Genomic DNA, 22,568 nt, shown 5'->3' with positions numbered 1-22,568 from the left:
AGTCCAGAACCAAAAAAGAACTCAGATCAGGGGCTCGGGTTCACGCCCGCCCGCCGCGGGCAGAGCCTTCCCACTGACCAGCACCTGCCTGTCCGTCTCCTGGAGCTTCGTGAGCACTACCCTCTTGCCGAGGGGCGTCATTGCAAAGACCGGCACCGCAGTGCCTGCCTGAAGGAGGGCGCGGGGCCCGGCCTCTTCCCTGATTGCGGCAGAGGCGCAGGCCGTCACCAGGTCGGCGACGGCCGCAAGGCGCCGCGCCTCCTCTGCGGAGACGCCGGTCGTGTGGACGGCGATGATCAGGGCGTCGGGGTGTGCGGCCCGCACCGTCTCCGCGTCGTCCGCGGTCGCCACAGTAACCGCCGCCGGAGAGAGGCTGAGGTCATAGGCGAATGCCGCACCGGCGGGCATGTCGATCCGTGCCGTCCCCGGGTCCAGCACCCGGCCACCGAGGTTCTCGATCCTCCCGATCACCTGCAGGATCGGGGAGGTCTGCACGATCCCCGAGACCCGGCCGCCGATGCCCTGCACCTGGTCGGGCGCCGTCACGACCACCGTGCCGGCGCCGTCACAGACGATGACCGCCGAGCGCACAAGCCCGTTCCTGAGGGCGGAGGAGATCAACTCCGACGCCCCGAAGAGGACGAAGTCAGACCTGTCCGTCACCTGACGGCCTGGCGTGCACATCCCGAAGGCCCGCATCCTATCCTCGATGTTCTCCCGGATCGCCCCCTCCGTCATCTCGTGGACAGGGCAGGAGAACTTCTCTGCAAGGGGGCAGGACCGGATCAGGGGTTTTCCGACCTCGACGACCCTGCCGTCCCGCACCACGATCCTCGTCTTTCCGATCGCCTCGATGATATGCTCGTCTGTCATGGTTCCTCCGAAAAGAGCGGGACGTCCCTGAACGCGTCGGCATCGAAGACTCCCCGCGTCGTCACCCGCAGGTGCGGGATCACGGTGAGGGCAAGGAAAGAGAGGTACATGAAGGGCTGGTCCACCGCCCCTATTGCCCTCGTCTCCGTAGCAAGGCGGTCCAGGGCCTCGCAGACCTCGGGATAGGGCATGGTCGCCATCAGGCCGCCGCAGGCGAGGGGCAGGGTGGTGACCACATCACCCCTCACGACGGTCATCGCGCCCTGGTGCCCGACGACCTCTTCGATCGCCCGCACGATCTCCTCGTCGGTGACGCCGGCGGCGATGATGTTGTGGGCGTCATGGGAGACGCTTGTGGCGATCGCCCCTTCCTTCAGGCCCAGGCCGTGGACCAGACCGACGCCGCAGCCCGTGCCGCGGTAGCGGTCACAGACCACGACCTTGAGGATGTCCTCCTCCAGGTCGGGCACCGCGGCCACATTCATGGAGAGAGACTCGGTGACGATCTGCCCCGGCACAAGGCCGATCACCCGCGCCCTGCCCTGTCCCCCGACCGCAATATCGGCCGGCGACGGCACAGGGCAGGTGAACCGCGGTTCAGGGCATATGGGTTGCCTGAACCCGGGGGCCTCGTATTTTTTCCCGAGAATATAGGTCTCTTTTACGGCGAAGACTTCGTCGTCTGCAAGCACGCAGAAGTCGGCCCGCCGGCCGGGTGCGATCGCCCCCCGGTCGTCGAGGTGGAAACGCTCTGCCGCAGTGAGGGTCGCCGCACGGAGGGCGGTCTCCAAGGAGACCCCTGCGGCCACGAGTTTCCGCACCGCGTCGTCGATGTGCCCCTCGGCGACGAGCATGTCGGCATGGCGGTCGTCGGTCGCCAGGCAGCAGCGGGCGGCCGTGCACGGGGTCAGCAGGGGGGCAAGGGCCGTGATGTTCTGCTCTGTTGAGCCCTCCCGCATCATGATGTACATCCCGAGTTTCAGTTTCTCCTCGGCCTCCGCGCACGCGGTGCACTCGTGATCGCTCTGGATGCCGGCAAGCACATAGGCATTGAGGGGCCGGCCCGAGAGGAGGGGGGCATGGCCATCCCGCACCGCGCAGAGGCCGATCTTTTTCCAGACCTCCGGGTCTCCCGAGAGGACGCCGGGGACGTTCATCACCTCCCCGAGGCCCACCACCCCGTCGGCATCCGCAAAAGTGGCCAGGTCATCGGCAGAGAGGTCGGCCCCCCCCCTGTCGAGAGGGGTGGCGGGAACGCAGGAGGGGAGGGTGAGGAGGATAGACAACCCGGCCTTTTTCCCTTCTGCACGCATGAACAGAAGTCCTTCGACCCCTGAGACATTCGCGATCTCATGGGGGTCGGCGACGACCGTCGTCGTGCCGTGAGGGATCACGCACCTGGCGTACTCGCCGGGCACCACCAGAGAACTCTCGATATGGGTGTGGGCGTCGATGAGGCCGGGGACCACCCGTGCTCCCCCGAGGTCGACCGTCTCCGCCGCCTCATAGATACCTGTCCCGACGACGATGCCATCCGCGACCGCGAAGGAGGTTTCGTCCCAGGAGCAGGTGAAGGGATTATAGAGAGAGAGATGCGTGAAGAGACGGTCTGCAGGCTCAAGCCCCTGTGCCACCCTGAGGGTCCGTCCCATCTCTCACACCTGGATGTCCTTGATCACCGATACCGTCCTCTCGTTGCCCTTCATGAAATACAGGTATATCTTGTAGTCCCCGGGAGAGAGGTCCATCGGGAAAGTCAGGGTCGTCGTACCGGCCGATAAATTTTCCGAACGGGCGATCTTCGTTACTTCGGTCTGCTTGAAGTCACGGATCTCAAAGACCGTCACCTGAACCGTGCCGTTCACCGCCTCCGCGGGGTTTTCTACCGTGACCTGCAGGTTTCCGTCTGCATAGTGCATGTCCCCAAAACCGATCCCCGTACATCCGGCAGTCCACGCGACCATGCAAAGGCAGACACCGATCAAAATGGAAGGTCCAATCTTCATTCCGGCCACCATGTGAATGTCACTGCTGAAAAAAGATATATCCTTTGGTCTGTTACCGGAGACGTCATCTCTTCAGGCCCTGGATAAATAAAGAGAGTGCTTCATGAACATTCTTTCCCGACTTTGCGGATACGAGGTACACGGATGCATCCCCGATCTCGTGGGCAAAGCGGGAGGGAGACGATCCCGGCAGGTCGCATTTGTTGAGCATGATGGCGTACGGGACCTTTTGTGCAATAAGCCAGTTGGAGAGGTGCCTGACCATGGGATCGGGGTCCGCGGTCGAGTCCACCACGATAATGGCTCCGTCCATGCCCCGGGCAAGGATCTGCCTGACAAACTCAAAACGCTCCTGACCCGGCGTTCCAAAGAGATAAACCGTCTCCTGCCCCACCTGGACTCTCCCATAATCCAGGGCAACAGTGGTCGACCCGCCCTCGCACCGTGCCTCGATGTGCCGGGTGTTCTGGTCCAGTGCCTGGATCAGGCTGGACTTCCCGGCGTCGTACGGCCCGAAGACACAGAGCTTGAACTTACCATGTGCCATCACCATTGCTTTGGGTACGGGTCTATTTCGACATTTCGAAATGAATTACACAAAAATCCCGAGTTTTAAAAAAAATCAGGGGCTTTAAAAATGTCTGATTGACGCCGCAGGTATTCTTTTAGAGTTTCTCGACGGTGACCCTGACCCTGTCACCGGCCTTGAGGCCATGCCCCTTTGGTACGTCGATATTGAACCAGAGCTGGCCGGGGTCAGCGTCACCGGAGCCCTTCGGGCCCTGCTGCATGATGCAGTCCTTCTGCTCGTTGATCCGTGCAACAAACTCGATCTCAGACTCGAATGAGATGATCTTTTCCATGTTCAGATGTATGACACACGATAGTACTTATGCTGCGCGCGGACTGACCATCCAGGTCGTGGAATTGGAGTAACTCCAGCGGGTAATTTCAAGTTCATCGCAGATCTCTGAAAGGATGGCAAGATTTGTCCCGACTTCCTTTGCAGAGAGCCCGAGGTCATGAGCGATGTACTTTGACTTGAAATAGTGTTTGCCTCGCTGTATGCCTGATTTGAGGTAATGAACAATCCGGCATTGACTGTCGTTGTACTGTTCCCGGATACTCTTTTTTCTATCCATCTCAATACCTCAGCGTGTTAGACGTATCGCAGGTTTATTATAAATAGTTTCTGTTTTTCCGGGAGGATTTCCGGGCAATTGCGCCCGGAAATCACCTGTGACCTCATCCCCATGAGATCCGGTATAAAACGGGGATAGAAGATCACCGCCGCCTCAGAGCAAAGAGGAGGAGGGCCGCTGCCCCGAGTGCAGGGATCAGGGTTCCCGATGCCTGTGTCATGGTCGTCACCGGCACTGTCGTCTCCGTGGTCGCGGCCGTTGTCTGGGATGGTGTCGTTGCGGTTGTCTCCGGGGCTGTTGTTTCTGTTGTCACGGCCGTCGTCGGAACAGTGGTGGGCGCTGTCGTCGCCGCGGTCGTCGGCGTCGTTGTGTTCACCCCGACCCGATCGCCGACAGAGAATGTGATGACATTGGAATCCTCTGCATCGTCGGCAAAGCCCTGCGGCGATGTCCACCGGGCCTGGACCCTGTACATCCCTTGCTCAAGGTCTTCCAGGGCGACCGGTCCGGGCCTGCCAGGGTCGTCTGTGTAGAACAGCGAACCGTCGATCGGCAGGTTCGAGAAATCACGTCCGCCAAAAGACGTCATCTCCGCACCTCCCGGCGTTGTGAGCACAAGCTCAACCGCCGCACGTGTCTCTCCGGCCGTATAGTATGTACCGACATCAGACGATATCACCCGGAAGGCGATCTCCGTCCCTGTCGGCACCGATATTCCCTCAATACGTTCCGCATGGTTCGGGGCTGCAAGCACCGCCTCAATGCTCACGTCGGGATAGCGGATGTACAGTCTGCTGGTGATGCCATCCTGCACATTGTAAGCAAAGTACAGTCCAGTATTGTCACCCACCGAAGCGTCGATGAGGTCGAAGTTCGTGTCGTCCGGGACTGGAATCGTATTGATGAGACCTTTTTTCGGGTCATCATCATTAAAGCGCTGGAGCGCTGTCACAGGATTGTCTGTTGTTGCATTCCTGAGGGCCGTCAGGTCCAACCCGGTTTCATAGACAAAGACGGTGTCTCCCGGCCGTATGTCAGAAATCGTTGTTCCCCTTGCCATAACCGGCGCTGCAAAGGTTGCAGCAAGGAGAAGAAAGGTGCAACAGAGTACACCCGTACGGGAGAGCAGTGAACGATATTTTCGATCCATGGGATTCCCTCACCCCTTCATACCAGTCACGTCACTTATGTCTTTCGGAGACGTGGGATAAAAAGGACCGGGGATCCTGTCCCTGGATCAGGGCTTACTATGAAAACCACTGAAGCGGTTTTCAAATACCATGAAAACCACGGGGGTGGTTTTCAAAGAACCGCTTGAAACTTCGTTTCAGGCTCGATTCTCCACATCTGCCAGGCCGATCTTCTCGACCAGGCCGGCGAGGGCGGCCTCGCGCATTCCCTCGACAAACTTGATGGACCCGACGACAAGGTGGCCGCCGCCGCTGATGCCGCCGCCGTTGATCTCCTCGCGGAGTTCGCGGACCATCTTCGGGATGTTCATCAGGACACCGCGGGAACGGAGCACGGCAAAGTCAGGGCCAAAGCCCAGGGTGACAACCGGTTCGCCCGGGTGCTGCCGGCAGAGGCGGTCGTGGATCTCGCCCGAGGTCTTGCCCGGCGGCGGGAAAGTGAAGCGGTGCGCGAAGATCTCCACGTCGATCCTGAAGAGGTGAGCGCCGTTCGGGAGGATCTCCTCGGTCACATGGGGCATCGACGCCGCCATCTGGTCTTCGATCGCTTCGTTCGCCTGCTCCACCAGGAGGCTCACGTAGCGCGTCTGGAGGGCGCGGTTCCCCTTGAGGTTCAGGATATCCTTGACCAGTTCCCTGCCGTCATTGAACCTGAGCCAGAACTGCTCGTAGTCGAGGGCAAGAGCAATGTCCTTGCACGCGTCTTCGGAGTATTCATCCGCGACCAGGTCGAGATAGCGCTGCCTTTCCTGCGCCTCGCTCCTGTCGCCGACACCTGCGACGGCCGGGAGATGGCGGATCAGGTCGCTGACCTTCGGGTTGATGAGGCGTGCCACCTCGGTCCCGAGCATCCCTGCCGTGACGCCGAAGTCGCCGCCGACATGATAGGGGTTGACATGCGCGATCACGTACTCGTCGACGATGGCGTCGGGGTGGTGGTGGTCGACGACGATCATCGAGAGGTCGTAGACCTGCGCCATCTTCATCGAGGGCAGGTCCTCCTCGGTCGAGCCATTGTCCATCAGGACGATCAGGGGCATCTTCTGACCGAAACGCTCGTGGTCCTTGAGGGCAAAGTCGAGGTCCCTCGTGATGTCCTCGACCTCATAGAAGGGGGCCTTGGACGGGGAACGCTTGAAGAGGTAGTACGCCGTGTCCAGGTCGTCGCCCTCTTCCCGCATCAGGGAGATGACCGCCTGTTCGACGGCGGCCGCCGCGCAGATGCCGTCGGCGTCGGCATGGTGGCGGAGGATGATCGGCTGGGCCTCGAAGACGGCGCGCCGGATCAGTTTGGCGACCTTCTTCATCTGGGGCTGCAACTGCGTGAGGACATCGCTCTCTACCAGGAGAGGGACATCTTCGGGTTCTGCCCGTGCGTCGAGGGCGGCCTCGATCCTATCGTGCACTGTTTTTGCATCGTCGCCGGTGAGCGCCTCCATCGAGCTGACCTCGATCTGAAGCTGGTTCTGGCGGCGCATCACCTCGCCGGAGACGCAGACGACGCCCCCGAGCTCGACCTCCGGGTACGCCCTGACGCCGGCCTCCACGAATGCCGCGGCATTGCCGCTCCCCGACTCATCGACAAGGGTGAAGATCGTCGGACCGCTGGTCTGCTTGATCTGTGCAACTTCAGCCTCAAAGGTGACGTTCCTGCCCACCCGAGACTGGATCTCGCCCAGTTTCGTCACATGGGCCCGACGGGTAATGGTCTCCAGCCTGAAGACCTCCGGGATCATCTCGGCAAGGTCGATGTTTCCGTTATTCCTGATATTGACGATCTTGACAAAGATCTGGTCCTTTTCTTCGTGGCTCTGGAGGATATTGCTCTTGTGGACAAGCCCTTTCAGCCGGGCACTCAGCTGTACGAAGGTTCCGAAATTTGCAAAGCCCTGAACGGTCCCGGCATAGATCTTCCCCTCTTCAACGTCCTCGATCCCGCAATTCGGGCCAAGGGCATAGACAACGGTATCTTCAGTATTCGCCATTTTCGTACTCTCTTGTCTGGAAAGTGCTTATGTATTTTCACTTGAACAGAGGGCGGCGAGGCGTTCCTCACCATCTCTCCGTCCCTTTGCAATGATGAGATCGCCTGCCTGCAGACGCTCATCCCGTCCCGGACGGTACTTCCACCTGCCGTCTCTGCTCCGGATCGCAAAGACGACCATGCCGGTGACAGTCGCAAGCGAGGCCTCGCGCAGGCTTCTGCCGGCGATGGCCGACCTCTCCTCGACTTCGAGCCGCGTGATGATCTCGTCGGACTCGCGCACGATCATCCTGAAGACCGGAGGGATCTCGATATCGCGGAGGAGGACGTCGGCGATGGCAGAGGCGGCACTGGTGATGGTCCCGGCAAAGGAAGAGAGGTGGATCAGGCCGCGGAGGTACTCCACGTTCTCGATCCGCCGCGTCGCCTCAAGGAGCCAGAGGTCGAACTGGTAGCGCATGTCCTCCATCCTCTCGTCAAGGACGACGACTTCCTCGGCAATGTCCTCGTTCGTGAAGAGGAGAGACGTATACGCGAGCCCGACCGCCAGTTCGGAGAGGTTCTTCATCTCGATCATCAGTGCGACGGCGCGGTCAAGGTCGTCGACGCATCCGGCCTGCACCCACTCCTTCCGGGGCTGCGGCTTTGCGCCGGCCATCGTGAACAGGGGAGTGATCCCGGCACCGAGACCCTTTGCGAGGACGATATCTCCGGCAAGGGTCTTCGAATACTTGTCAGGGTCATAGATCCAGCCCGACCCCCGCCGGATCGCAATGACGCGCATGCCCGATCGGCTCTGGAGTTTCACCTCGCCGAGGGTCGTGCCGTCAAGGAGAGAGTCGGGATGCACTTCTGCCCTGACCGTCACCTCTTCTGCTTCAGGCAGGGCGTTCCTGAGTTTCTGCGGGAATTTTGCCCCTCTCAAGATAAGTTTGGCGATGTCGGTTGCAGAATTGGCGATCCGCTCTGCCGCCTCGGCGATCTGGAGGAGGCCGCTCATCGCCTCGGCCTCTTCCACCCGGCGCGCCCCGAGAATGGCCGAGATCCGCGCCTGATACGCGTGCCGGTTCATGACCTCTTCGAGTTTCTCAACTTCGCCGGCAATCTCGTGGCTTTCAAAGAGAATTGCAGAATAGGCAAGGTCAACCATCAGCTCCGAGATATCCTTCATCTCGATAAGAACATCCTTGAGGCTGGTCGGCTGATACTCGACTTCCATCATGAATCTGTACCGTCTTCACTCTCAATAGTGTTACGAGAGTATATTAATTCGCAGTTCGCACACCCGGACGCCTCTAGAGGAAGAGGTCGATGACCGCAACCAGGACCACGGCGCCGAGGAGGTCGATGACTGCGGAGATGACCGGGATCCCGAAGTTGTCCGGGTCGAGGCCGAACCTGAAAGAGATCGTCGCGGTGAGGTGGGCGATCCCGTTGACCAGGGTCATCACGACCGCACCTGCCAGGGTGGCGATGGCGACCATGGGGAGGAGGCCCGGGGAGGGAGCCCCGAGGAGGAGGGCCGCAAGGTGCGCGAGGGCTGCCATCAGGGGGAGGAGCAGGAAGGTGAAGAGGTAGGTATGGGCGAACTGCACCAGCACTCCCTTCGAGGGGACAAGGGAGGGGGCGATGATGCCGAGGTGCATCTCGGTGCCGAGGCGTGAGCAGAGGATGCCGCCGATAGACCCGCATATCCCGGCAAAAGGAGGGATCAGGATGAGAAGGGCGGCCATGCTCACAAGACGGTCGAGGCCGAGGGTGTAGGTCACCCCGGCAAAGGTCCCGAGGACAGAGAGGCAGACGAGGAGGGGGAGAACCTCGGTGGAGATCCGCTTTATGCGTCCGCCCCGCGACCAGGAGTAGAGACAGGCCGCGGCGGCACAGAGAAGCATCACCCAGAGGAGAAGAGTCCGTGTCCCAGGCTGGAAGGAGAGGACGACCACGGCCGTTATGGTAAGGACAGGGATCGTGACCAGGTCGCCGAGAGTCGTCACCGCCGGGGCGGCGATCATGTCCATGTCGATGCCCTGCCTGTACGAGAGGACAGAGACGAGGACAGTAAAACCCATGACGATGAACCCGGCAACGATGCCGGCGACCACCGATATGAGGACGAGGTCGCCTGTGGCGATCACCTCGACGCCTGTCAGGGCACTGACAAGGCTTGCCACGATACCGAGAGCGACGGCTGTGGCCAGGGTGAGGATAAGGGAGACGTGGAGGTTCTCGGCAAGGACGCCGCCATCATGGAAGCTTCCTGTAAACTCCCCGAGGTGCATGGACGACGAGAGGCGGGATGCGAGCACGCCTGAAATGCTCCCTCGCATATTGATCGTCGGCGGCACCAGCACTAGGAGGCCGGGAATGAGGACGAGGACTTCACGGACCGAGGAGAGATAGGATCCGGCGACGACAGCAAGTGCGGTGCTGATGAGGAGCGCCGCAAGGCCGGTCAGGAAGAGGCGCCGCTCGCGCCTCAAACCGTTTCCCGACTTCATCCTCACCCTCCGTCATTGCTGTCACTCCCTGAAAGGAACTTCTACCATCGTCAGATCCGATGGCGCAAGCACCTCGCCTTCAAACTTCTCCTCTGCATCCCGTATATGGTTTGTCATCGAGGTGTAACGCGAACTGATGTGGACGAGGGCAAGAGAGTGGGATTTGAGTGCCGACGCCGCTTCGCCGGCCTCACCGGCCGAGGAGTGGTAGACCTCAGCGGCGCGGCCCCTCTCCAAGTCGTCGAAAGTGGCGTCGTGGATGAGGAGGTCGGCCCCTTCGAGGCCCTCTGTATGGAGACGGTGGATGGGACGGGTGTCTCCTGTATAGATGATCATCCGCCCCGGCCGGGGCGTCCCCAGGATCTGGTCGGGGGTGATGGTCACCTCGCCGCCGTCGTCGCGCATCACGGTCACGCTCTCCCCGCGCTGGAGACGCCCGAAGAGGGGGCCGGGCGGGACGCCGAGGGAGATCGCCGTCTCGCGGTCGAACCGGCCTGGCCGCGCATCCTCCCTGAGCGCATAGCCAAGGCTCGGCATCCCGTGGGAGGTCGCAAAGGCCTCCACCTGATAGCCCGAGAACCTGACGGCCATGCCGGGCGCCAGCTGGACGGGCTGGAGGTCGAAGCCGAGCTTTGTCCGCCCGATCTTGAGGGTGTACTCGACGAAGTCGTGCACTCCTTCAGGGCCGTAGATGACGAGGGGTTCTGTCCGGCCGTTGAAGGCAAGGGTCTGCACGAGGCCGAGGACGCCGAGAAAATGGTCGGCGTGCCAGTGAGTGATGAAGATGGCGTCGACGAGAAACCCGGTCCGCGCCCGCATCATCTGTTGCTGGGCCCCCTCGCCGCAGTCAAAGAGGAGGGTATCTGAACCGTGCCTGACCATGACGCAGGAGGGGTTGCGGTTGGGCGTTGGGAGGGCGCCGGCGGTGCCGAGGAAGTACACCTGCAGGGTCTCGCCGGCTATACGAAACACCTCCTGAAGACCTCAAGGCTTTTCCGCGCCTCGTCGAGGTTGCGCCCCTCGACCACGGCCACGCCGCCGCGGTAACCCTCTGCGACGGCGTGCCCGATCTTCTTCCAGTCTTGCGTCCCGTCGCCGAGGGCAAGGTGCTCATCGGTGCTGCCGTGGTTGTCGTGGATGTGCAGGTGGTTCGCCTGCCCGATCTCTGCAAGGAAGGCGCCCGTCTTTCTGACGGTGTTCGAATGGCCGAGGTCGAAGGTGACCCCTATCCCCTCGATCCCCTCGGTGAGGCCGAGGAGTTCACCGGGGTCGTGGCAGAGGAAGTCGGGGATATTGATCATGTTCTCAAGGCAGGCGACGACGCCGTGCTCTTCCGCACATTTTCCGATCATGTGTAATGCCTCCTTCTGCAGGCCCCACACCTTGTCAGGCAGCATCTTGCCGGCAACGGAGAGGTAGCCGGGATGCATGGTGACCCGGTCGGTGATGTCGGCGGCATGCTCGACGCAGAGGCAGATCTGCCGCACCGACTCGCGCCAGATAGGGTCGTTGATGGAGGCGGGGTTGAGGTCGGCATAGGGTGCGTGCACCGTCGCCTTGAGGTGGGTGCTCTCCAGCACGTCGCGGATCGCCGCCTTGTTCTTCGGGTTTTCGAGGCGGTAGTTCCCGTCGGCCGAGATCTCCCAGCCGGCATACCCGCACTCCTCGATACCGAAGACCCAGTCCACGGACTCCCAGACCTTCGAGGATGAGGCGAAGTACGGCTGGATGCTCATGCGCATCCCTCCAGGGCGTCGAGGAGGTGGCGGGCCTTCTCCCCGTACTCTTCCATCGTGCCTTCGTTCTCGAAGAAGACGTCGGCCATGGCGAGGGCGTCGCCGAGGCCCCAGCCGAGTTCGCGCTCGTCGCGTCTCCTGAGGTCGTCGGCGGACGCCGGGTCGTCCGACCTGCCGCGGCTGCCGAGGCGGGCGAGACGCGTCTCGAAGGAGGCCTTCACCCCGACGAGGAGGAAGGAGGGAAAGTGTTCCCTGAAGATCTCGACCTCGGCGCTCCCCCTGATGCCGTCGATGACGGCGACGGGCGCTCCTGTGGCCTCCACCTCGGGGACCGTGATCAGGGCGATCGCCCCCATGCCGTGGCGTGCGCGGAGGTCCGAGGAGACCTTTCCCATGTTCCCGTCTGTCAGGGGAAGCCCGGCGGTTGTGACGGCCTTCCTGATGGCGTCCCCCATCACCACGACCGGGATCCCTTTTTCTGCTGCAATCCGTGAAAATTCGCCTTTGCCGCTTGCCGGCATGCCGACGATACCGATGACCTTCATCTTTCGCTTCTCCTCTCCTGTTCTATCGCGCTCACGTCGATGCTCTCTGCCCTGACGATCCGCCGCCCTTCGTAGGCGACTTCGCCGTCCTGCCGCGTCCTGATCCGCACGCTCCGCCCGAGGCGGTCGGCGACGGCCGCCAGTTCCCCGAAGTCCAGGGGGGCGACGCCGGCGAGGACGCCCTGCTGGAGGACCAGGTCGACGCTGCCTGCGTCCTTTGCGATATAGGCGATATCGTCCTCGCACCCTCTGAAGGTCGTTACGACAACCTCGAATTCGGGGAGAGTGCCGGTGTGGTGTGCCTCCGTGCAGAGGCGGAGGGACTCCCTCACCCTGTCGGCGAAGTCCTTCTTGAGGAGGTTGTTGTAGTGGCGCCACTGTGTCTTGAGGTCGAGGGAGACCTTATCGACGAGGCCCGGTTCAAGGAGCGCCCTGATCGTGTCCGGGTAGACACCGTTTGTCTGAAGGCCGACGCCAAGGCCCATCGTCTTCACGCCCTTCGCAAGGGCGAGAAGCGCCTCCTTCTGCATCGTCGCCTCGCCGCCCGAGAAGACGACGCCGGAGACGATGAGGGAAGACTCTTTGATCATGGCAAGGACGTCGCCGATCTCCCGCTCGTCCGTGCCGTTCAGGATGGCGGCGTTCTGGCAGTAATGGCACCGGACCGGGCAGCCGCGCAGGAAAACCGTGCAGACGGCCCTGCCTCTCCAGTCCACCGTGCTGAGCGGGACGAAGCCGCCGAAGTTCACCTTCAGAAAAACCACCGTTGTATATCATGGGCGAGCGGTTTTATAGAAGCTATCGAACGATGCAGGAGGACGGTGCTGTGCGGTGGCCGTGGACGCACGAATCGATACCTTCATGGGTGCATACCCCGAGACTCCGGTTCATGGACGCGCCCCTCCCCCTTCTCCTGATCATGGCGACCCTCATGCTGGCAGGCGGGTGTCTGCAGCAGACGGCCGATGTACGAAGCCTGGAAGAGACGCGGCAGATCGGATATGAGGCGATCGCAGACCTGGATCGGGAGATCGAGGCGAACCCGGAGAATGCCACGGCATGGTGTGAGAAGGGGATGTGTCTCACCAGCATCGACGGCCAGAACGCCGCCGCTATCGAGTGCTATGACGCCGCACTCGCCATCGACCCTGACTATGCCCTTGCATGGTACGGGAAAGGGATCGCGCTCTGGAACCTCCAAGACTATGACAGGGCCGACGGTTGTTTTACTAAGGCCGTGGGGCTTGACCGCTCTATAACTCCCTATGTGCCGTCACGCCCGGATACAGAATACGGGGCGTCTGCCGTCTCGATCGCAACAGGCGACTGACCTTCCCTCAGGTAAGAGAGGAGGACGCCGATCACTCCCGATCCATCCTGAAATTCCCTGCCTGCACCAGGATCTCAAACCGCGCCCCTTCTCCTTCTGTTCCGGTCTCCCGGATCGTCATGCCGGTGATCCCGAGAATTTCCCGCACGAGGAAGAGGCCGAGGCCCGAGTTCCGTCCAAAGCCCCTGGCAAAGATTTTTTCTTTCAGGGATTGAGGGACGCCAGCACCGTCATCCTCATAAATGAGCACTCCCGTTCCTTCCACCTCATGGAAGGACACCCTGATCCGGGTCGCGCCCCCCCCATGACGGATGGAGTTGTCCACCAGGTTAAAAAACACTTTTTCGAGCATGGGATCGGCGAAGACCTCCAGCATGCCGGTGGAGATGACAATTTCAATGTCACCGTGGGATGCATTCTGGTATGCACGCTGTACGACCGTGCTCACACGGTAATAATCCGGCGATCTCGCCCCCATGCTCTGATAGTCCTGCATGAAAGAGATCTGGTCCTGTATCGTCTCGGTCGCTGCCAGGATCCGGCGGAGGTATGTCCCGTCCTGCCCGGCACCGGGGAGATCGTCAGCGAGGAGGTGTGCATATGCCGAGATGGCACAGATCTGATTGATGATGTCATGGCGTGTGATGCTGGAGAGAAGAGTGTTCTTTTTGTTTGCCCCGGTAAGTGCATCCTGCGCCTGCTTGAGTTCGGTGATGTCCCGGAGTATCCCGGCCACCCGTACCGGGCGGCCGTCTTCGGTGCGGTCCATCACCCTTCCCCTGATATGTACCCAGCGCCAGGTCCCGTCGCCCGCCGACACCCGGCACTCGCTCTCAGAATAGAGTTCATTTTTCCTGGTGGCCTCATCCATTCGCTGCAGAAAAGCCGGATAATCATCAGGGTGCACACGCGTCTCGATCTCAGGGACTGGAATCAAATCTTCCCTGAATGAGTCTCCCCTGTTTGCGTCCATGACGGAATGGAACACTACCTCTCCAGCCTTGACGTTCCAGTCCCAGATCCCGAGTCCCCCTCCCCGGATCGCGAGTCTCAACCTCTCTTCAACGAGCATACGATTTTTTATCTCTTTTTTCAAGTCCATCCAGCGCCTGAACGTGAAGATGCCAATGCCGGCAGACAGTACCATGATGGAAAAGAGGATCTCGTCGAGCTCCCAGACCTCGTGCAATGCGACCCATGCCTTGAGCATCTCGAAAGCATCCAGGTAGACCGCAATCATAAGGACGATTATGCCAGAGGCCATGAGAATCAACCCATCATGCGTGGCGCGGGTAATGCTGAGAGGGGTCGTCCGCCCCTTGAGGCACATGCTATTTCTTTTGGAAAATACTGCATATGATTCCTTCGATCTAAATTTAAGATATTTGTTTGAATTATTTAAAATGAAACTAATTCTGATGAGAATAATGGAAATATATGTCAAATCGATAGAATTGTTCCGTGTCTGGAGCGCCCAGGAGGTGACCTAAACGTCGCTTGCCCAAAGGTAAACAAATTTACTTGTCCGGAGAACAAGCAAAATTTAACCGGTACCGGCAAAACAGAGGATTTATCACAGATTTTACCCAACAATGAAGGCATGGGACTAATTGAGGACGCAAAGCGCGGCGTCATCACCGAAGAAATGAAGATCGTCGCGGCGAAGGAAGGAGTCACCGAGGACTTCGTCCGCCGCGGCGTGGCCGAGGGCCATATCACCATCCCGGTTTCCCCGTACAGGAAGGTCAAGATCTGCGGTATCGGCGAGGGCCTCCGCACCAAGGTGAACGCCTCTATCGGTACCTCGACCGATATGGTGGACGTGGACCAGGAGATCGAGAAGGTGAAGATGGCCGAGAAGGCCGGTGCCGATACCCTCATGGAACTCTCGACAGGCGGCGACTTCCTGGATATCAGGCGCCGTGTCATCGAGGCGACGACCCTCTCCGTGGGGAGTGTCCCCCTGTACCAGGCCTTCATCGAAGCCGCACAGAAGAAGGGCGGCGTCGTCTTCATGGACCCTGACGACCTCTTCAGGATCACTGCAGAGCAGGCGAAACTCGGCACGAACTTCATGGCCATCCACACCGGCATCAACCTGGAGACGATGAAGAGGCTGAAGAACCAGGGCCGGCACGGCGGTCTGGTCTCCCGCGGCGGCGCGTTCATGACCGCCTGGATGCTCCACAACGAGAAGGAGAACCCGCTCTACGCGGAGTTCGACTACCTCCTCGAGATCCTCAAGGAGCACGAGGTCACCCTCTCCTTCGGCAACGGCATGCGGGCCGGGGCCGTCCACGACGCCACCGACCGGGCGCAGCTCCAGGAACTGATCATCAATGCCGAACTCGCCGACAAGGCCAATGACTTCGGCGTGCAGACGATCATCGAAGGGCCGGGCCACATCCCCCTCGACGAGATCCAGGCGAACGTCGTCGTCCAGAAGAGGATCACGAACAGGAAGCCCTTCTACATGCTCGGCCCCCTGGTCACCGACATCGCGCCCGGCTACGACGACAGGGTCGCCGCGATCGGCGCCTCCCTCTCCTCGGCCTACGGCGCGGACTTCATCTGCTACGTGACCCCGGCAGAGCACCTCGCCCTCCCGACCCCGGAGGAGGTCTATGAAGGCGTGATGAGCTCCCGCATCGCCGCGCACGTCGGCGACATGATCAAGCTGAAGAAGAGGGACGACGACCTCGAGATGGGCCATGCCCGCCGCGACCTCGACTGGGACCGCCAGTTCGCGGTCGCCATGAACCCCGAGCGCGCCAAGAAGATCCGGGACGAGCGTATGCCCGCCGACACCGACGGCTGCACGATGTGCGGCGACTACTGCGCCCTCAAGATCGTGAACAGGAACTTCCACTTCTAAATTTTCTTTTTTTGGGGGCTCGGAATAGGGCATGACGCGAGAGCACGCCCCCCGCATACCGATGAAAAGTATTTCATAACAATTCCTGTTCTGGATGCCATACCTAGGGGCTGCCGTTCAAAAATCAAAGATTTACCCAAAGTCGCTATCGCTCCCTCCCCCTAAACCCCTTGCTATAAGGATAGGAGTGAGATGGCAATCTTCTCTCAGGATCTTTACTCTGTCTTCCCCCGTCCTATCCTGGATCGGGGGTCCGGGGGTGCCCCGGCAGGCAGTATAGGGAAGGCGTTTGATCACTCTCATCTCTGATCTCATTTCTGTGACAGGACTGCCTTCCCCCCCATTCCCCGGCAAAACCCGATGAACAGACTGATAACGCCCTGCCCCCAAACCTCTTTTATGAAACCGGAAAACCAGAAGACACTCGACGACTTTCTTTCCCATGCAGACACGATGGCCGACGACGTCCTTGCCGAGACCGAGAACTGGCTCGGGACCGTCCCCTTCATCTTCACCGTGATGCGCGAGCGCCCCGAGGCCTTCACCCTCTCCGCCCTCGGCGACTACAAGACCGCCAGACCTGCAAGCATGGACGCGAAGACCGCCGAACTCGTGGCGATCGCCGCCGCTGCCGGTGCCGGCGCCGACAAGTGCATCAAGGTCCATGTCGGCGCAGCGATCCGGGAAGGGGCGACCCGCGACGAGATCCTGGACACCATCCTCATCGCCGGCGTCATCGGCAAGACGCACGTCCTCGCCTCCTCCCTCCGGGCATTCAAGGAATCGTTCTCCTGAGAGAAATACGGGAGAAATACTTTCGGGGGCCCACCCCCCGCAAAAATTTTGGTTTATTGACCGCCTTCGGTCATCCGGGGATTGGGGGCGGCAATCTCCCTCATCATGATCACATCTACACTTCCCCCGTCCTATCCTAAAGATCGGGGGACGACCGGAGGAAGGCAAGAAGATCGTCAGGTCTTCGTTGGTAGTCTCAAGATTCGGATCGCGGGGAAGACGGTGGATCCCGTACATCCAACCCCAGAAGAGATTTCTTTATCCCCGGCCGACCGCGATAGAGTATGGATGAATGCTGTGCGTCCTGAGCAGCCTGCGGCAAAACAGGCATTGCGGGACAGCGTGAAGAAACTCCGCTTCGCCCTCTCCGCAGACGAGATCCAGGAAAAAAGCAGGGCCGTCACCGCCCGCCTCCTCTCCCTCCTCGACGGGGCCGGGACCGTGATGGTCTATGTCTCCAAAACCCCGGAGGTCGATACGGCCGGCCTCATCGACGCCCTTCTTGCGCGGGGTACGCGGGTCGTCGTCCCGATCATCGAGAAGGAGACCCACTCCCTCCGCCTCTCCTATCTTGAAGACAGGGACGTGCTCGTGGAGAGCACCTTCCATGTGCCCGAACCCATCGGCCACGAGATACCGGCATCGCCCGCCGCCCTCAACGCCGTCATCGTCCCCATGGTCGGTTTCGACAGGTCGGGAAACCGCCTCGGGTACGGTGCAGGATATTACGACCGCTTTCTTGCAGAGTGCCCGGATATCCGCACGATCGGCATCGCCTTCGCCTGCCAGGAAGTCGGGGCCGTCCCTCACGAACCCTTTGATCGGCAGATGGACGCGATCATTACAGAATACGAAACCCTTTCCTGCCCTGTACCGGGAGTGTGCGCAAAGTTAAAATAACATACGCACTAACTTTGAGTAAATCACTCTGTGAGGGAGTGCCATATGCAGAAAGATTATCGGGACCTTACTGTCAAAGAGGCGTATTACGAGGACGCCGGGCGCGGCATCGCGCGTCTCGGCATCGACGTGATGAAGGACCTCGGTCTCGTCTCCGGTGACGTGATCGAGATCCAGGGCAAACAGAAGGCTGCCGCCATCGTGAAGCCGAGTTATCCCGAGGACACGGGAAAAGGCATCATCAGGATCGACGGGACCATCAGGGGCGACGCCCGCGTCGGCATCGACGATACGGTCAGGGTCGGGAAAGTCGAGGTGGGCTACGGCCAGAAGGTCGTCATCCAGCCGACCCAGCCGATCAGGCTCGTCGGCGGCGAACAGTTCCTCAAGAGGATCCTGGTCGGGCGGCCGGTCTTCGAGGGTCAGTCCATCCGGGTCAATGTGCTCGGCAACCCCCTGACCTTCGTCATCACCAAGGTGGCTCCGAAGGGGATCGCGATCATCTCGGAGATGACCGAGGTCGACCTGAAGGAGACGCCGTACAAGCCAGGCGAGGGCGTGCGCAAGGAGGCCACGGGCGTCCACTACGAGGACATCGGCGGCCTCGGCCGCGAACTCGACATGGTCAGGGAGATGATCGAACTCCCGATGCGCCACCCCGAACTCTTCAAACGCCTCGGCATCGATCCCCCAAAGGGCGTCCTCCTGTACGGCCCGCCCGGCACCGGGAAGACCCTCATCGCCAAGGCCGTCGCCAACGAGGTGGACGCCCACTTCATCTCACTCTCCGGCCCGGAGATCATGAGCAAGTACTACGGCGAGTCCGAGGAGCGCCTGCGCGAGGTCTTCGAGGAGGCGCAGGAGAACGCCCCGACGATCATCTTCATCGACGAGATCGACTCCATCGCCCCGAAACGCGAGGAGACGAAGGGCGAGGTGGAGAGGCGGGTCGTCGCGCAACTCCTCGCCCTGATGGACGGCCTCAAGGCCCGCGGCCAGGTCGTCGTCATCGCCGCCACGAACATCCCGGACGCCATCGACCCGGCCCTGCGCCGCGGCGGCAGGTTCGACCGGGAGATCGAGATCGGCATCCCCGATAAGAAGGGGAGGCTTGAGATCTTCCAGGTTCACACGCGGGGCGTCCCCCTTGCCGAGAACGTCGACCTCCAGCACCTCGCCGACACCACCCACGGCTTTGTCGGCGCCGACCTCGCCCTCCTCGTGAAGGAAGCGGCGATGCACGCCATCCGCCAGGTGATCCCGAAGATCAAGATCGAGGAGGAGATCCCGGCAGAGCTGATCGACAGCCTCAAGGTCACGGGCGAGGACTTCGACGAGGCCAGAAAGCACGTCGAACCCTCGGCGATGCGCGAAGTGCTCGTCGAGGTGCCTGACGTGAAATGGGAGAGCGTCGGCGGCCTCGACGACGTGAAGAGCGAACTCTCCGAGGCAGTGGAGTGGCCGCTGAAGTACCCCGAAGTCTTCACCCGCATGCACACCAGGCCCCCGAAGGGCATCCTCCTCTTCGGCCCGCCCGGCACCGGCAAGACCATGCTTGCCAAGGCGACCGCCAATGAGAGCGAGTGCAACTTCATCTCGGTGAAGGGCCCTGAACTCCTCTCCAAGTGGGTCGGCGAGTCTGAGAAGGGAGTGCGGCAGATCTTCAGAAAGGCGCGGCAGGCGGCCCCGTCGATCGTTTTCTTCGACGAGATCGACTCCCTCGTGCCGAAACGCGGCTCGTACGCCGGTTCCTCCCATGTGACGGAGAGCGTCGTCTCCCAGCTCCTCACCGAACTGGACGGCCTTGAGGAGCTGAAGAACGTGATGGTGCTCGGCGCGACGAACAGGCCGGACATGCTCGACGAGGCGCTCCTCCGGCCGGGCAGGCTCGACCGGATCATCTATGTGCCGCCGCCCGATGCAGGGAGCAGGAAGAAGATCTTCGAGGTGTACCTGAAGGGCACCGAGGAACTGCTTGCGGCCGACGTGAAGGTCGACGACCTTGTCGCCCGGACGGACGGCTATGTCGGCGCCGACATCGAGGCCGTGGTCAGGGAGGCGAAACTGGCGGCGATGCGCGAGTTCATCGCGGCGATGAAGGACAAGTCGGCGGAAGAGCGGGCCGACGCGATCGGGAATGTGCGGGTCACCGCCAGGCACTTCGACCTTGCCTTCGGGAAGGTGAAAGGGTCTCTCCCGGCTGAGAGGCGCGAGGAGTTCGAGCGCCTCTCCTGGGAGATCCTGTACTCCGGCGAGCAGAAGGGCATTCTCGAAAAGGCGGCGACTCTCGTCAAGCGCGCGGGGCTTGTCGCCGGCAGGGGCGACGAGATGGTCAGGACGCTTGCAGAGGAACTGAGGGCGGCGAACTATGCGCAGAAGAAGGACTTTGCCGCGATCACGGCCCTCTCCGAAAAACTGGAGGCCGCCCTCGGGGTACAGCAGAAGCCTGCATATGCCCCGGGACACCTGCAGGGGAGCTGAACCCACTTCTTTTTTGGAATGACAATTTGAGAATAAATTTGAAACACAAATCGACATATCGTACATTCACTTCGACAAAAAAATAGAAACCTATATTTGCAATATGCCGTTAAAGTGAATTGTGAAGATCAAGTGGCTCCTCCTCACTGCCGGCATCCTGGTCGTCGCCGGGTTCTACCTCTCCGACCGTATCGCCGATGACCCGGAGTATCTCTCGTCGGGGGCCGCCGATGCCGGCACCATGGCCGCCTCCACCCTCATCTCCTTCGAGCAGTACGAGGCGGCGGCCGCCTGTGCAGACCTCGCGAGCACGGTCGTCCCCGACAATCCCGACCTCCTGCGGGTGAAAGGAAAGGCCCTGTCAGCACAGGGGCGGTACGACGAAGCGGTCGTCTGCTATGACATGGCCCTCACCACCGGAGAGGGGGATGCAGCAACACTCTCGGAGAAAGGAAAGGCACTCATGAAGGCTGGCGACTTCGAAGGCGCCATCGCGGCATCGACGAATGCCCTCGCCCTCGCCCCGGCCGATCTCCCGGCCCTCCAGACGGCCGGGGCCTCAAGTCTCCTCCTCGGACGGTACGACGAGGCCGTCGGGTACTATGATCACCTTGTCCAGATACGGCCGGACGACGCGGCTGCATGGGTCCAGAAAGGGGACGCCCTCCTCTACATCTCGTTGCAGGAGGAACAGCAGATGAAGGACGCCTTCCGGGACATCACGGGCATGGCGGGCGGGTCGTCGTTCAATCCCAACCCGAACGCCTATATGGATGCGATGGAGTGCTTCAACCACGCAATAGCCCTCGACCCGAAGACAGCGCCCCTCCTCGCCACCCGCCTCGTCGCGCGGTCTGAACTCACCGTCCAGACCTGCGAGGACATTGTCAAAAACCTTGGATGAGATCTCTCCCCCATCTTTTTTATCATCGAAAGCCTTTCCTGTCCCTGTTCTGAGGAGACGAATGTTCGGCTGTTTAAAAACTCTCATGCTCGCTCGGCTCGATACATTCCTGCAATCTGGACCCGGGACTACCTCGAAAATCGTAGGTTTTTGAGGGGCCGGGAGGATGAACGGAGTGAATCGAGAAAATCTTTGATTTTCGAGCGGCAGCCCCCCGGCATGGACACATGACAACAGGATTTACCATGAAAAACATTTCATGCAGTATGCCTGAGGCGTGCTGCCGACTCATGCCCGATTCCCCTGAACCCGGATTCCCATAAAAAATAAGTACAGGGCGGCATGATTGAGTCTGGTATGTCTGCAAATGTTACCCTGTCCGTCCCCGCCGACGTTCCCGGCACGGCACGGGAGACCTATATCGAGAACTACAGGACAATCACCCACGGATCCGGCCGCCTCATGCTCTTTGCCGGCGACCAGAAGATCGAGCACCTCAACGACGACTTCTTCGGCGAGGGCATCCACGAGGACGACGCCGACCCGGAGCACCTCTTCAGGATCGCGCAGAAGGGGCGCATCGGCGTCTTCGCAACCCAGCTCGGCCTGATCGCCCGGTACGGCAGGGACTATCCCGACGTCCCGTACCTGGTCAAGCTCAACTCCAAGACCCACCTCGTGAAGACCGCCCAGAAAGACCCGTACAGCCCGATGATCTCGACAGTCGGGCAGGTCGTCGCCTTCCGCAACCAGACCGGCCTGAAAGTCCTCGGCGTCGGCTACACGGTCTATCTCGGCTCGGAGTACGAGGCCGAGATGATGAGGGAAGCGGCCCAGATCATCTTCGAGGCCCACCAGCACGGCCTGATCACCGTCCTCTGGATCTACCCCCGCGGCGCGGCGGTGAAGGACGAGAAGGACCCGCACCTCATTGCCGGCGCCACCGGCGTCGCCGCCTGCCTCGGCTCCGACTTCGTCAAGGTGAACTCCCCGAAGAAGGAGGGCGCGGTCTCGGCCGAACTCCTCCGCGAGGTGACCCGCGCCGCAGGCAGGACGCAGGTCGTCTGTGCCGGCGGGTCGAGCATCGACGAGACGAAGTTCCTCAAGGAACTGTACGACCAGATCCACACCGGCGGTGCGTCAGGCAATGCAACGGGCCGGAACATCCACCAGAAGTCTCTCGACGAGGCGGTCAGGATGTGCAACGCCATCTCGGCCATCACCATCGACAATGCACCCCTTGAGGACGCCGTCGCGCTCCTGAAGGGCAACTGACCCTTTTTTTCTTTTCGCCCCCCTGTATCGGGGC

General features: G+C 61.0%; 22 protein-coding genes. 7 read left to right on the top strand and 15 right to left on the bottom strand.

Features of this window, described 5'->3' with window-relative positions; translation table 11 throughout:
- Positions 1-21: 21 nt before the first annotated feature.
- The 14 genes from BP869_RS00955 to BP869_RS00890 form a co-directional block, all read right to left on the bottom strand.
- Complete coding sequence (locus BP869_RS00955) at positions 22-873, bottom strand: methanogenesis marker 8 protein (RefSeq protein WP_342676054.1); 852 nt, start codon at positions 871-873, stop codon at positions 22-24.
- Positions 870-2,525, bottom strand: a complete 1,656-nt coding sequence (gene ade, locus BP869_RS00950) for an adenine deaminase (RefSeq protein ID WP_342676052.1) — start codon at positions 2,523-2,525, stop codon at positions 870-872. The genes BP869_RS00955 and ade overlap by 4 nt, the downstream gene beginning before the upstream one ends.
- A gap of 3 nt (positions 2,526-2,528) precedes the next feature.
- Positions 2,529-2,837, bottom strand: coding sequence for a hypothetical protein (locus tag BP869_RS00945; protein WP_342676050.1), 309 nt, complete (start codon positions 2,835-2,837; stop codon positions 2,529-2,531).
- Between the two features lie 106 nt (positions 2,838-2,943).
- Entirely contained in the window at positions 2,944-3,426 is a 483-nt protein-coding gene (locus tag BP869_RS00940; protein ID WP_342676048.1) for a GTP-binding protein, read from the bottom strand.
- 118 nt (positions 3,427-3,544) lie between these two features.
- Positions 3,545-3,742 carry a hypothetical protein gene (locus BP869_RS00935; RefSeq protein ID WP_067050878.1) on the bottom strand — a complete coding sequence of 66 codons (198 nt, stop codon included), beginning with the start codon at positions 3,740-3,742 and terminating at the stop codon, positions 3,545-3,547.
- A 27-nt stretch (positions 3,743-3,769) separates the two neighbouring features.
- On the bottom strand, positions 3,770-4,021 hold the full coding sequence (locus BP869_RS00930; protein WP_083523391.1) for a DUF7123 family protein: 252 nt from the start codon (positions 4,019-4,021) through the stop codon (positions 3,770-3,772).
- A 142-nt stretch (positions 4,022-4,163) separates the two neighbouring features.
- On the bottom strand, positions 4,164-5,081 hold the full coding sequence (locus BP869_RS00925) for a DUF3821 domain-containing protein (protein ID WP_342676046.1): 918 nt from the start codon (positions 5,079-5,081) through the stop codon (positions 4,164-4,166).
- Between the two features lie 267 nt (positions 5,082-5,348).
- Positions 5,349-7,196: a DHH family phosphoesterase gene (locus BP869_RS00920; RefSeq protein ID WP_342676044.1), complete on the bottom strand. Its 1,848-nt coding sequence runs from the start codon at positions 7,194-7,196 to the stop codon at positions 5,349-5,351.
- 27 nt (positions 7,197-7,223) lie between these two features.
- Positions 7,224-8,417 carry a potassium channel family protein gene (locus BP869_RS00915; RefSeq protein ID WP_342676042.1) on the bottom strand — a complete coding sequence of 398 codons (1,194 nt, stop codon included), beginning with the start codon at positions 8,415-8,417 and terminating at the stop codon, positions 7,224-7,226.
- Positions 8,418-8,490: 73 nt separating this feature from the next.
- A complete protein-coding gene (locus BP869_RS00910) occupies positions 8,491-9,693 on the bottom strand; it encodes a magnesium transporter (protein WP_342676040.1) in 1,203 nt (400 codons plus the stop codon).
- Between the two features lie 21 nt (positions 9,694-9,714).
- On the bottom strand, positions 9,715-10,656 hold the full coding sequence (rnz, locus tag BP869_RS00905) for a ribonuclease Z (RefSeq protein WP_342677369.1): 942 nt from the start codon (positions 10,654-10,656) through the stop codon (positions 9,715-9,717).
- Positions 10,653-11,429 (bottom strand): sugar phosphate isomerase/epimerase family protein, encoded by a 777-nt coding sequence (locus tag BP869_RS00900; RefSeq protein WP_342676038.1) that lies wholly within the window; start codon positions 11,427-11,429, stop codon positions 10,653-10,655. Before BP869_RS00900 ends, rnz begins: the two co-directional genes overlap by 4 nt.
- Positions 11,426-11,974: a dephospho-CoA kinase gene (locus BP869_RS00895; protein WP_342676036.1), complete on the bottom strand. Its 549-nt coding sequence runs from the start codon at positions 11,972-11,974 to the stop codon at positions 11,426-11,428. Before BP869_RS00895 ends, BP869_RS00900 begins: the two co-directional genes overlap by 4 nt.
- Positions 11,971-12,738, bottom strand: a complete 768-nt coding sequence (locus BP869_RS00890) for an anaerobic ribonucleoside-triphosphate reductase activating protein (protein ID WP_342676034.1) — start codon at positions 12,736-12,738, stop codon at positions 11,971-11,973. The genes BP869_RS00895 and BP869_RS00890 overlap by 4 nt, the downstream gene beginning before the upstream one ends.
- Before the next feature lie 125 nt (positions 12,739-12,863).
- Here BP869_RS00890 and BP869_RS00885 point away from each other — a divergent pair, with 125 nt between their 5' ends.
- Positions 12,864-13,304, top strand: coding sequence for a tetratricopeptide repeat protein (locus tag BP869_RS00885; RefSeq protein WP_342676032.1), 441 nt, complete (start codon positions 12,864-12,866; stop codon positions 13,302-13,304).
- Between the two features lie 31 nt (positions 13,305-13,335).
- Here BP869_RS00885 and BP869_RS00880 read toward each other — a convergent pair whose 3' ends face one another.
- A complete protein-coding gene (locus tag BP869_RS00880) occupies positions 13,336-14,568 on the bottom strand; it encodes a sensor histidine kinase (RefSeq protein WP_342676030.1) in 1,233 nt (410 codons plus the stop codon).
- 336 nt (positions 14,569-14,904) lie between these two features.
- Here BP869_RS00880 and thiC point away from each other — a divergent pair, with 336 nt between their 5' ends.
- The 6 genes from thiC (at position 14,905) to BP869_RS00850 (ending at position 22,534) form a co-directional block, all read left to right on the top strand.
- Complete coding sequence (gene thiC, locus BP869_RS00875) at positions 14,905-16,179, top strand: phosphomethylpyrimidine synthase ThiC (RefSeq protein WP_342676028.1); 1,275 nt, start codon at positions 14,905-14,907, stop codon at positions 16,177-16,179.
- Positions 16,180-16,578: 399 nt separating this feature from the next.
- Positions 16,579-16,974 (top strand): carboxymuconolactone decarboxylase family protein, encoded by a 396-nt coding sequence (locus tag BP869_RS00870; protein ID WP_300162755.1) that lies wholly within the window; start codon positions 16,579-16,581, stop codon positions 16,972-16,974.
- 288 nt (positions 16,975-17,262) lie between these two features.
- Complete coding sequence (locus BP869_RS00865) at positions 17,263-17,874, top strand: 5-formyltetrahydrofolate cyclo-ligase (RefSeq protein ID WP_342676026.1); 612 nt, start codon at positions 17,263-17,265, stop codon at positions 17,872-17,874.
- A 45-nt stretch (positions 17,875-17,919) separates the two neighbouring features.
- Positions 17,920-20,355, top strand: a complete 2,436-nt coding sequence (locus tag BP869_RS00860) for a CDC48 family AAA ATPase (protein ID WP_342676024.1) — start codon at positions 17,920-17,922, stop codon at positions 20,353-20,355.
- Between the two features lie 121 nt (positions 20,356-20,476).
- A complete protein-coding gene (locus BP869_RS00855; protein WP_342676022.1) occupies positions 20,477-21,259 on the top strand; it encodes a tetratricopeptide repeat protein in 783 nt (260 codons plus the stop codon).
- Positions 21,260-21,616: 357 nt separating this feature from the next.
- Positions 21,617-22,534: an aldolase gene (locus BP869_RS00850; protein WP_342676020.1), complete on the top strand. Its 918-nt coding sequence runs from the start codon at positions 21,617-21,619 to the stop codon at positions 22,532-22,534.
- The last annotated feature ends 34 nt before the right edge of the window (positions 22,535-22,568 follow it).

Origin of the sequence: Methanofollis sp. UBA420, assembly GCF_002498315.1 — an archaeon.
Classification (GTDB): domain Archaea; phylum Halobacteriota; class Methanomicrobia; order Methanomicrobiales; family Methanofollaceae; genus Methanofollis.
This window is presented reverse-complemented; position numbering and strand designations above follow the sequence as displayed.

Bases quoted from the DNA above. Each gene is read 5' to 3' on its own strand.
- BP869_RS00955 (WP_342676054.1), bottom strand. From the start codon at position 873: ATGACAGACGAGCATATCATCGAGGCGATCGGAAAGACGAGGATCGTG.
- ade (WP_342676052.1), bottom strand. From the start codon at position 2,525: ATGGGACGGACCCTCAGGGTGGCACAGGGGCTTGAGCCTGCAGACCGT.
- BP869_RS00945 (WP_342676050.1), bottom strand. From the start codon at position 2,837: ATGGTCGCGTGGACTGCCGGATGTACGGGGATCGGTTTTGGGGACATG.
- BP869_RS00940 (WP_342676048.1), bottom strand. From the start codon at position 3,426: ATGGCACATGGTAAGTTCAAGCTCTGTGTCTTCGGGCCGTACGACGCC.
- BP869_RS00935 (WP_067050878.1), bottom strand. From the start codon at position 3,742: ATGGAAAAGATCATCTCATTCGAGTCTGAGATCGAGTTTGTTGCACGG.
- BP869_RS00930 (WP_083523391.1), bottom strand. From the start codon at position 4,021: ATGGATAGAAAAAAGAGTATCCGGGAACAGTACAACGACAGTCAATGC.
- BP869_RS00925 (WP_342676046.1), bottom strand. From the start codon at position 5,081: ATGGCAAGGGGAACAACGATTTCTGACATACGGCCGGGAGACACCGTC.
- BP869_RS00920 (WP_342676044.1), bottom strand. From the start codon at position 7,196: ATGGCGAATACTGAAGATACCGTTGTCTATGCCCTTGGCCCGAATTGC.
- BP869_RS00915 (WP_342676042.1), bottom strand. From the start codon at position 8,417: ATGATGGAAGTCGAGTATCAGCCGACCAGCCTCAAGGATGTTCTTATC.
- BP869_RS00910 (WP_342676040.1), bottom strand. From the start codon at position 9,693: ATGAAGTCGGGAAACGGTTTGAGGCGCGAGCGGCGCCTCTTCCTGACC.
- BP869_RS00900 (WP_342676038.1), bottom strand. From the start codon at position 11,429: ATGAGCATCCAGCCGTACTTCGCCTCATCCTCGAAGGTCTGGGAGTCC.
- BP869_RS00895 (WP_342676036.1), bottom strand. From the start codon at position 11,974: ATGAAGGTCATCGGTATCGTCGGCATGCCGGCAAGCGGCAAAGGCGAA.
- BP869_RS00885 (WP_342676032.1), top strand. From the start codon at position 12,864: ATGGACGCGCCCCTCCCCCTTCTCCTGATCATGGCGACCCTCATGCTG.
- BP869_RS00880 (WP_342676030.1), bottom strand. From the start codon at position 14,568: ATGGCCTCTGGCATAATCGTCCTTATGATTGCGGTCTACCTGGATGCT.
- thiC (WP_342676028.1), top strand. From the start codon at position 14,905: ATGGGACTAATTGAGGACGCAAAGCGCGGCGTCATCACCGAAGAAATG.
- BP869_RS00870 (WP_300162755.1), top strand. From the start codon at position 16,579: ATGAAACCGGAAAACCAGAAGACACTCGACGACTTTCTTTCCCATGCA.
- BP869_RS00865 (WP_342676026.1), top strand. From the start codon at position 17,263: ATGAATGCTGTGCGTCCTGAGCAGCCTGCGGCAAAACAGGCATTGCGG.
- BP869_RS00860 (WP_342676024.1), top strand. From the start codon at position 17,920: ATGCAGAAAGATTATCGGGACCTTACTGTCAAAGAGGCGTATTACGAG.
- BP869_RS00850 (WP_342676020.1), top strand. From the start codon at position 21,617: ATGTCTGCAAATGTTACCCTGTCCGTCCCCGCCGACGTTCCCGGCACG.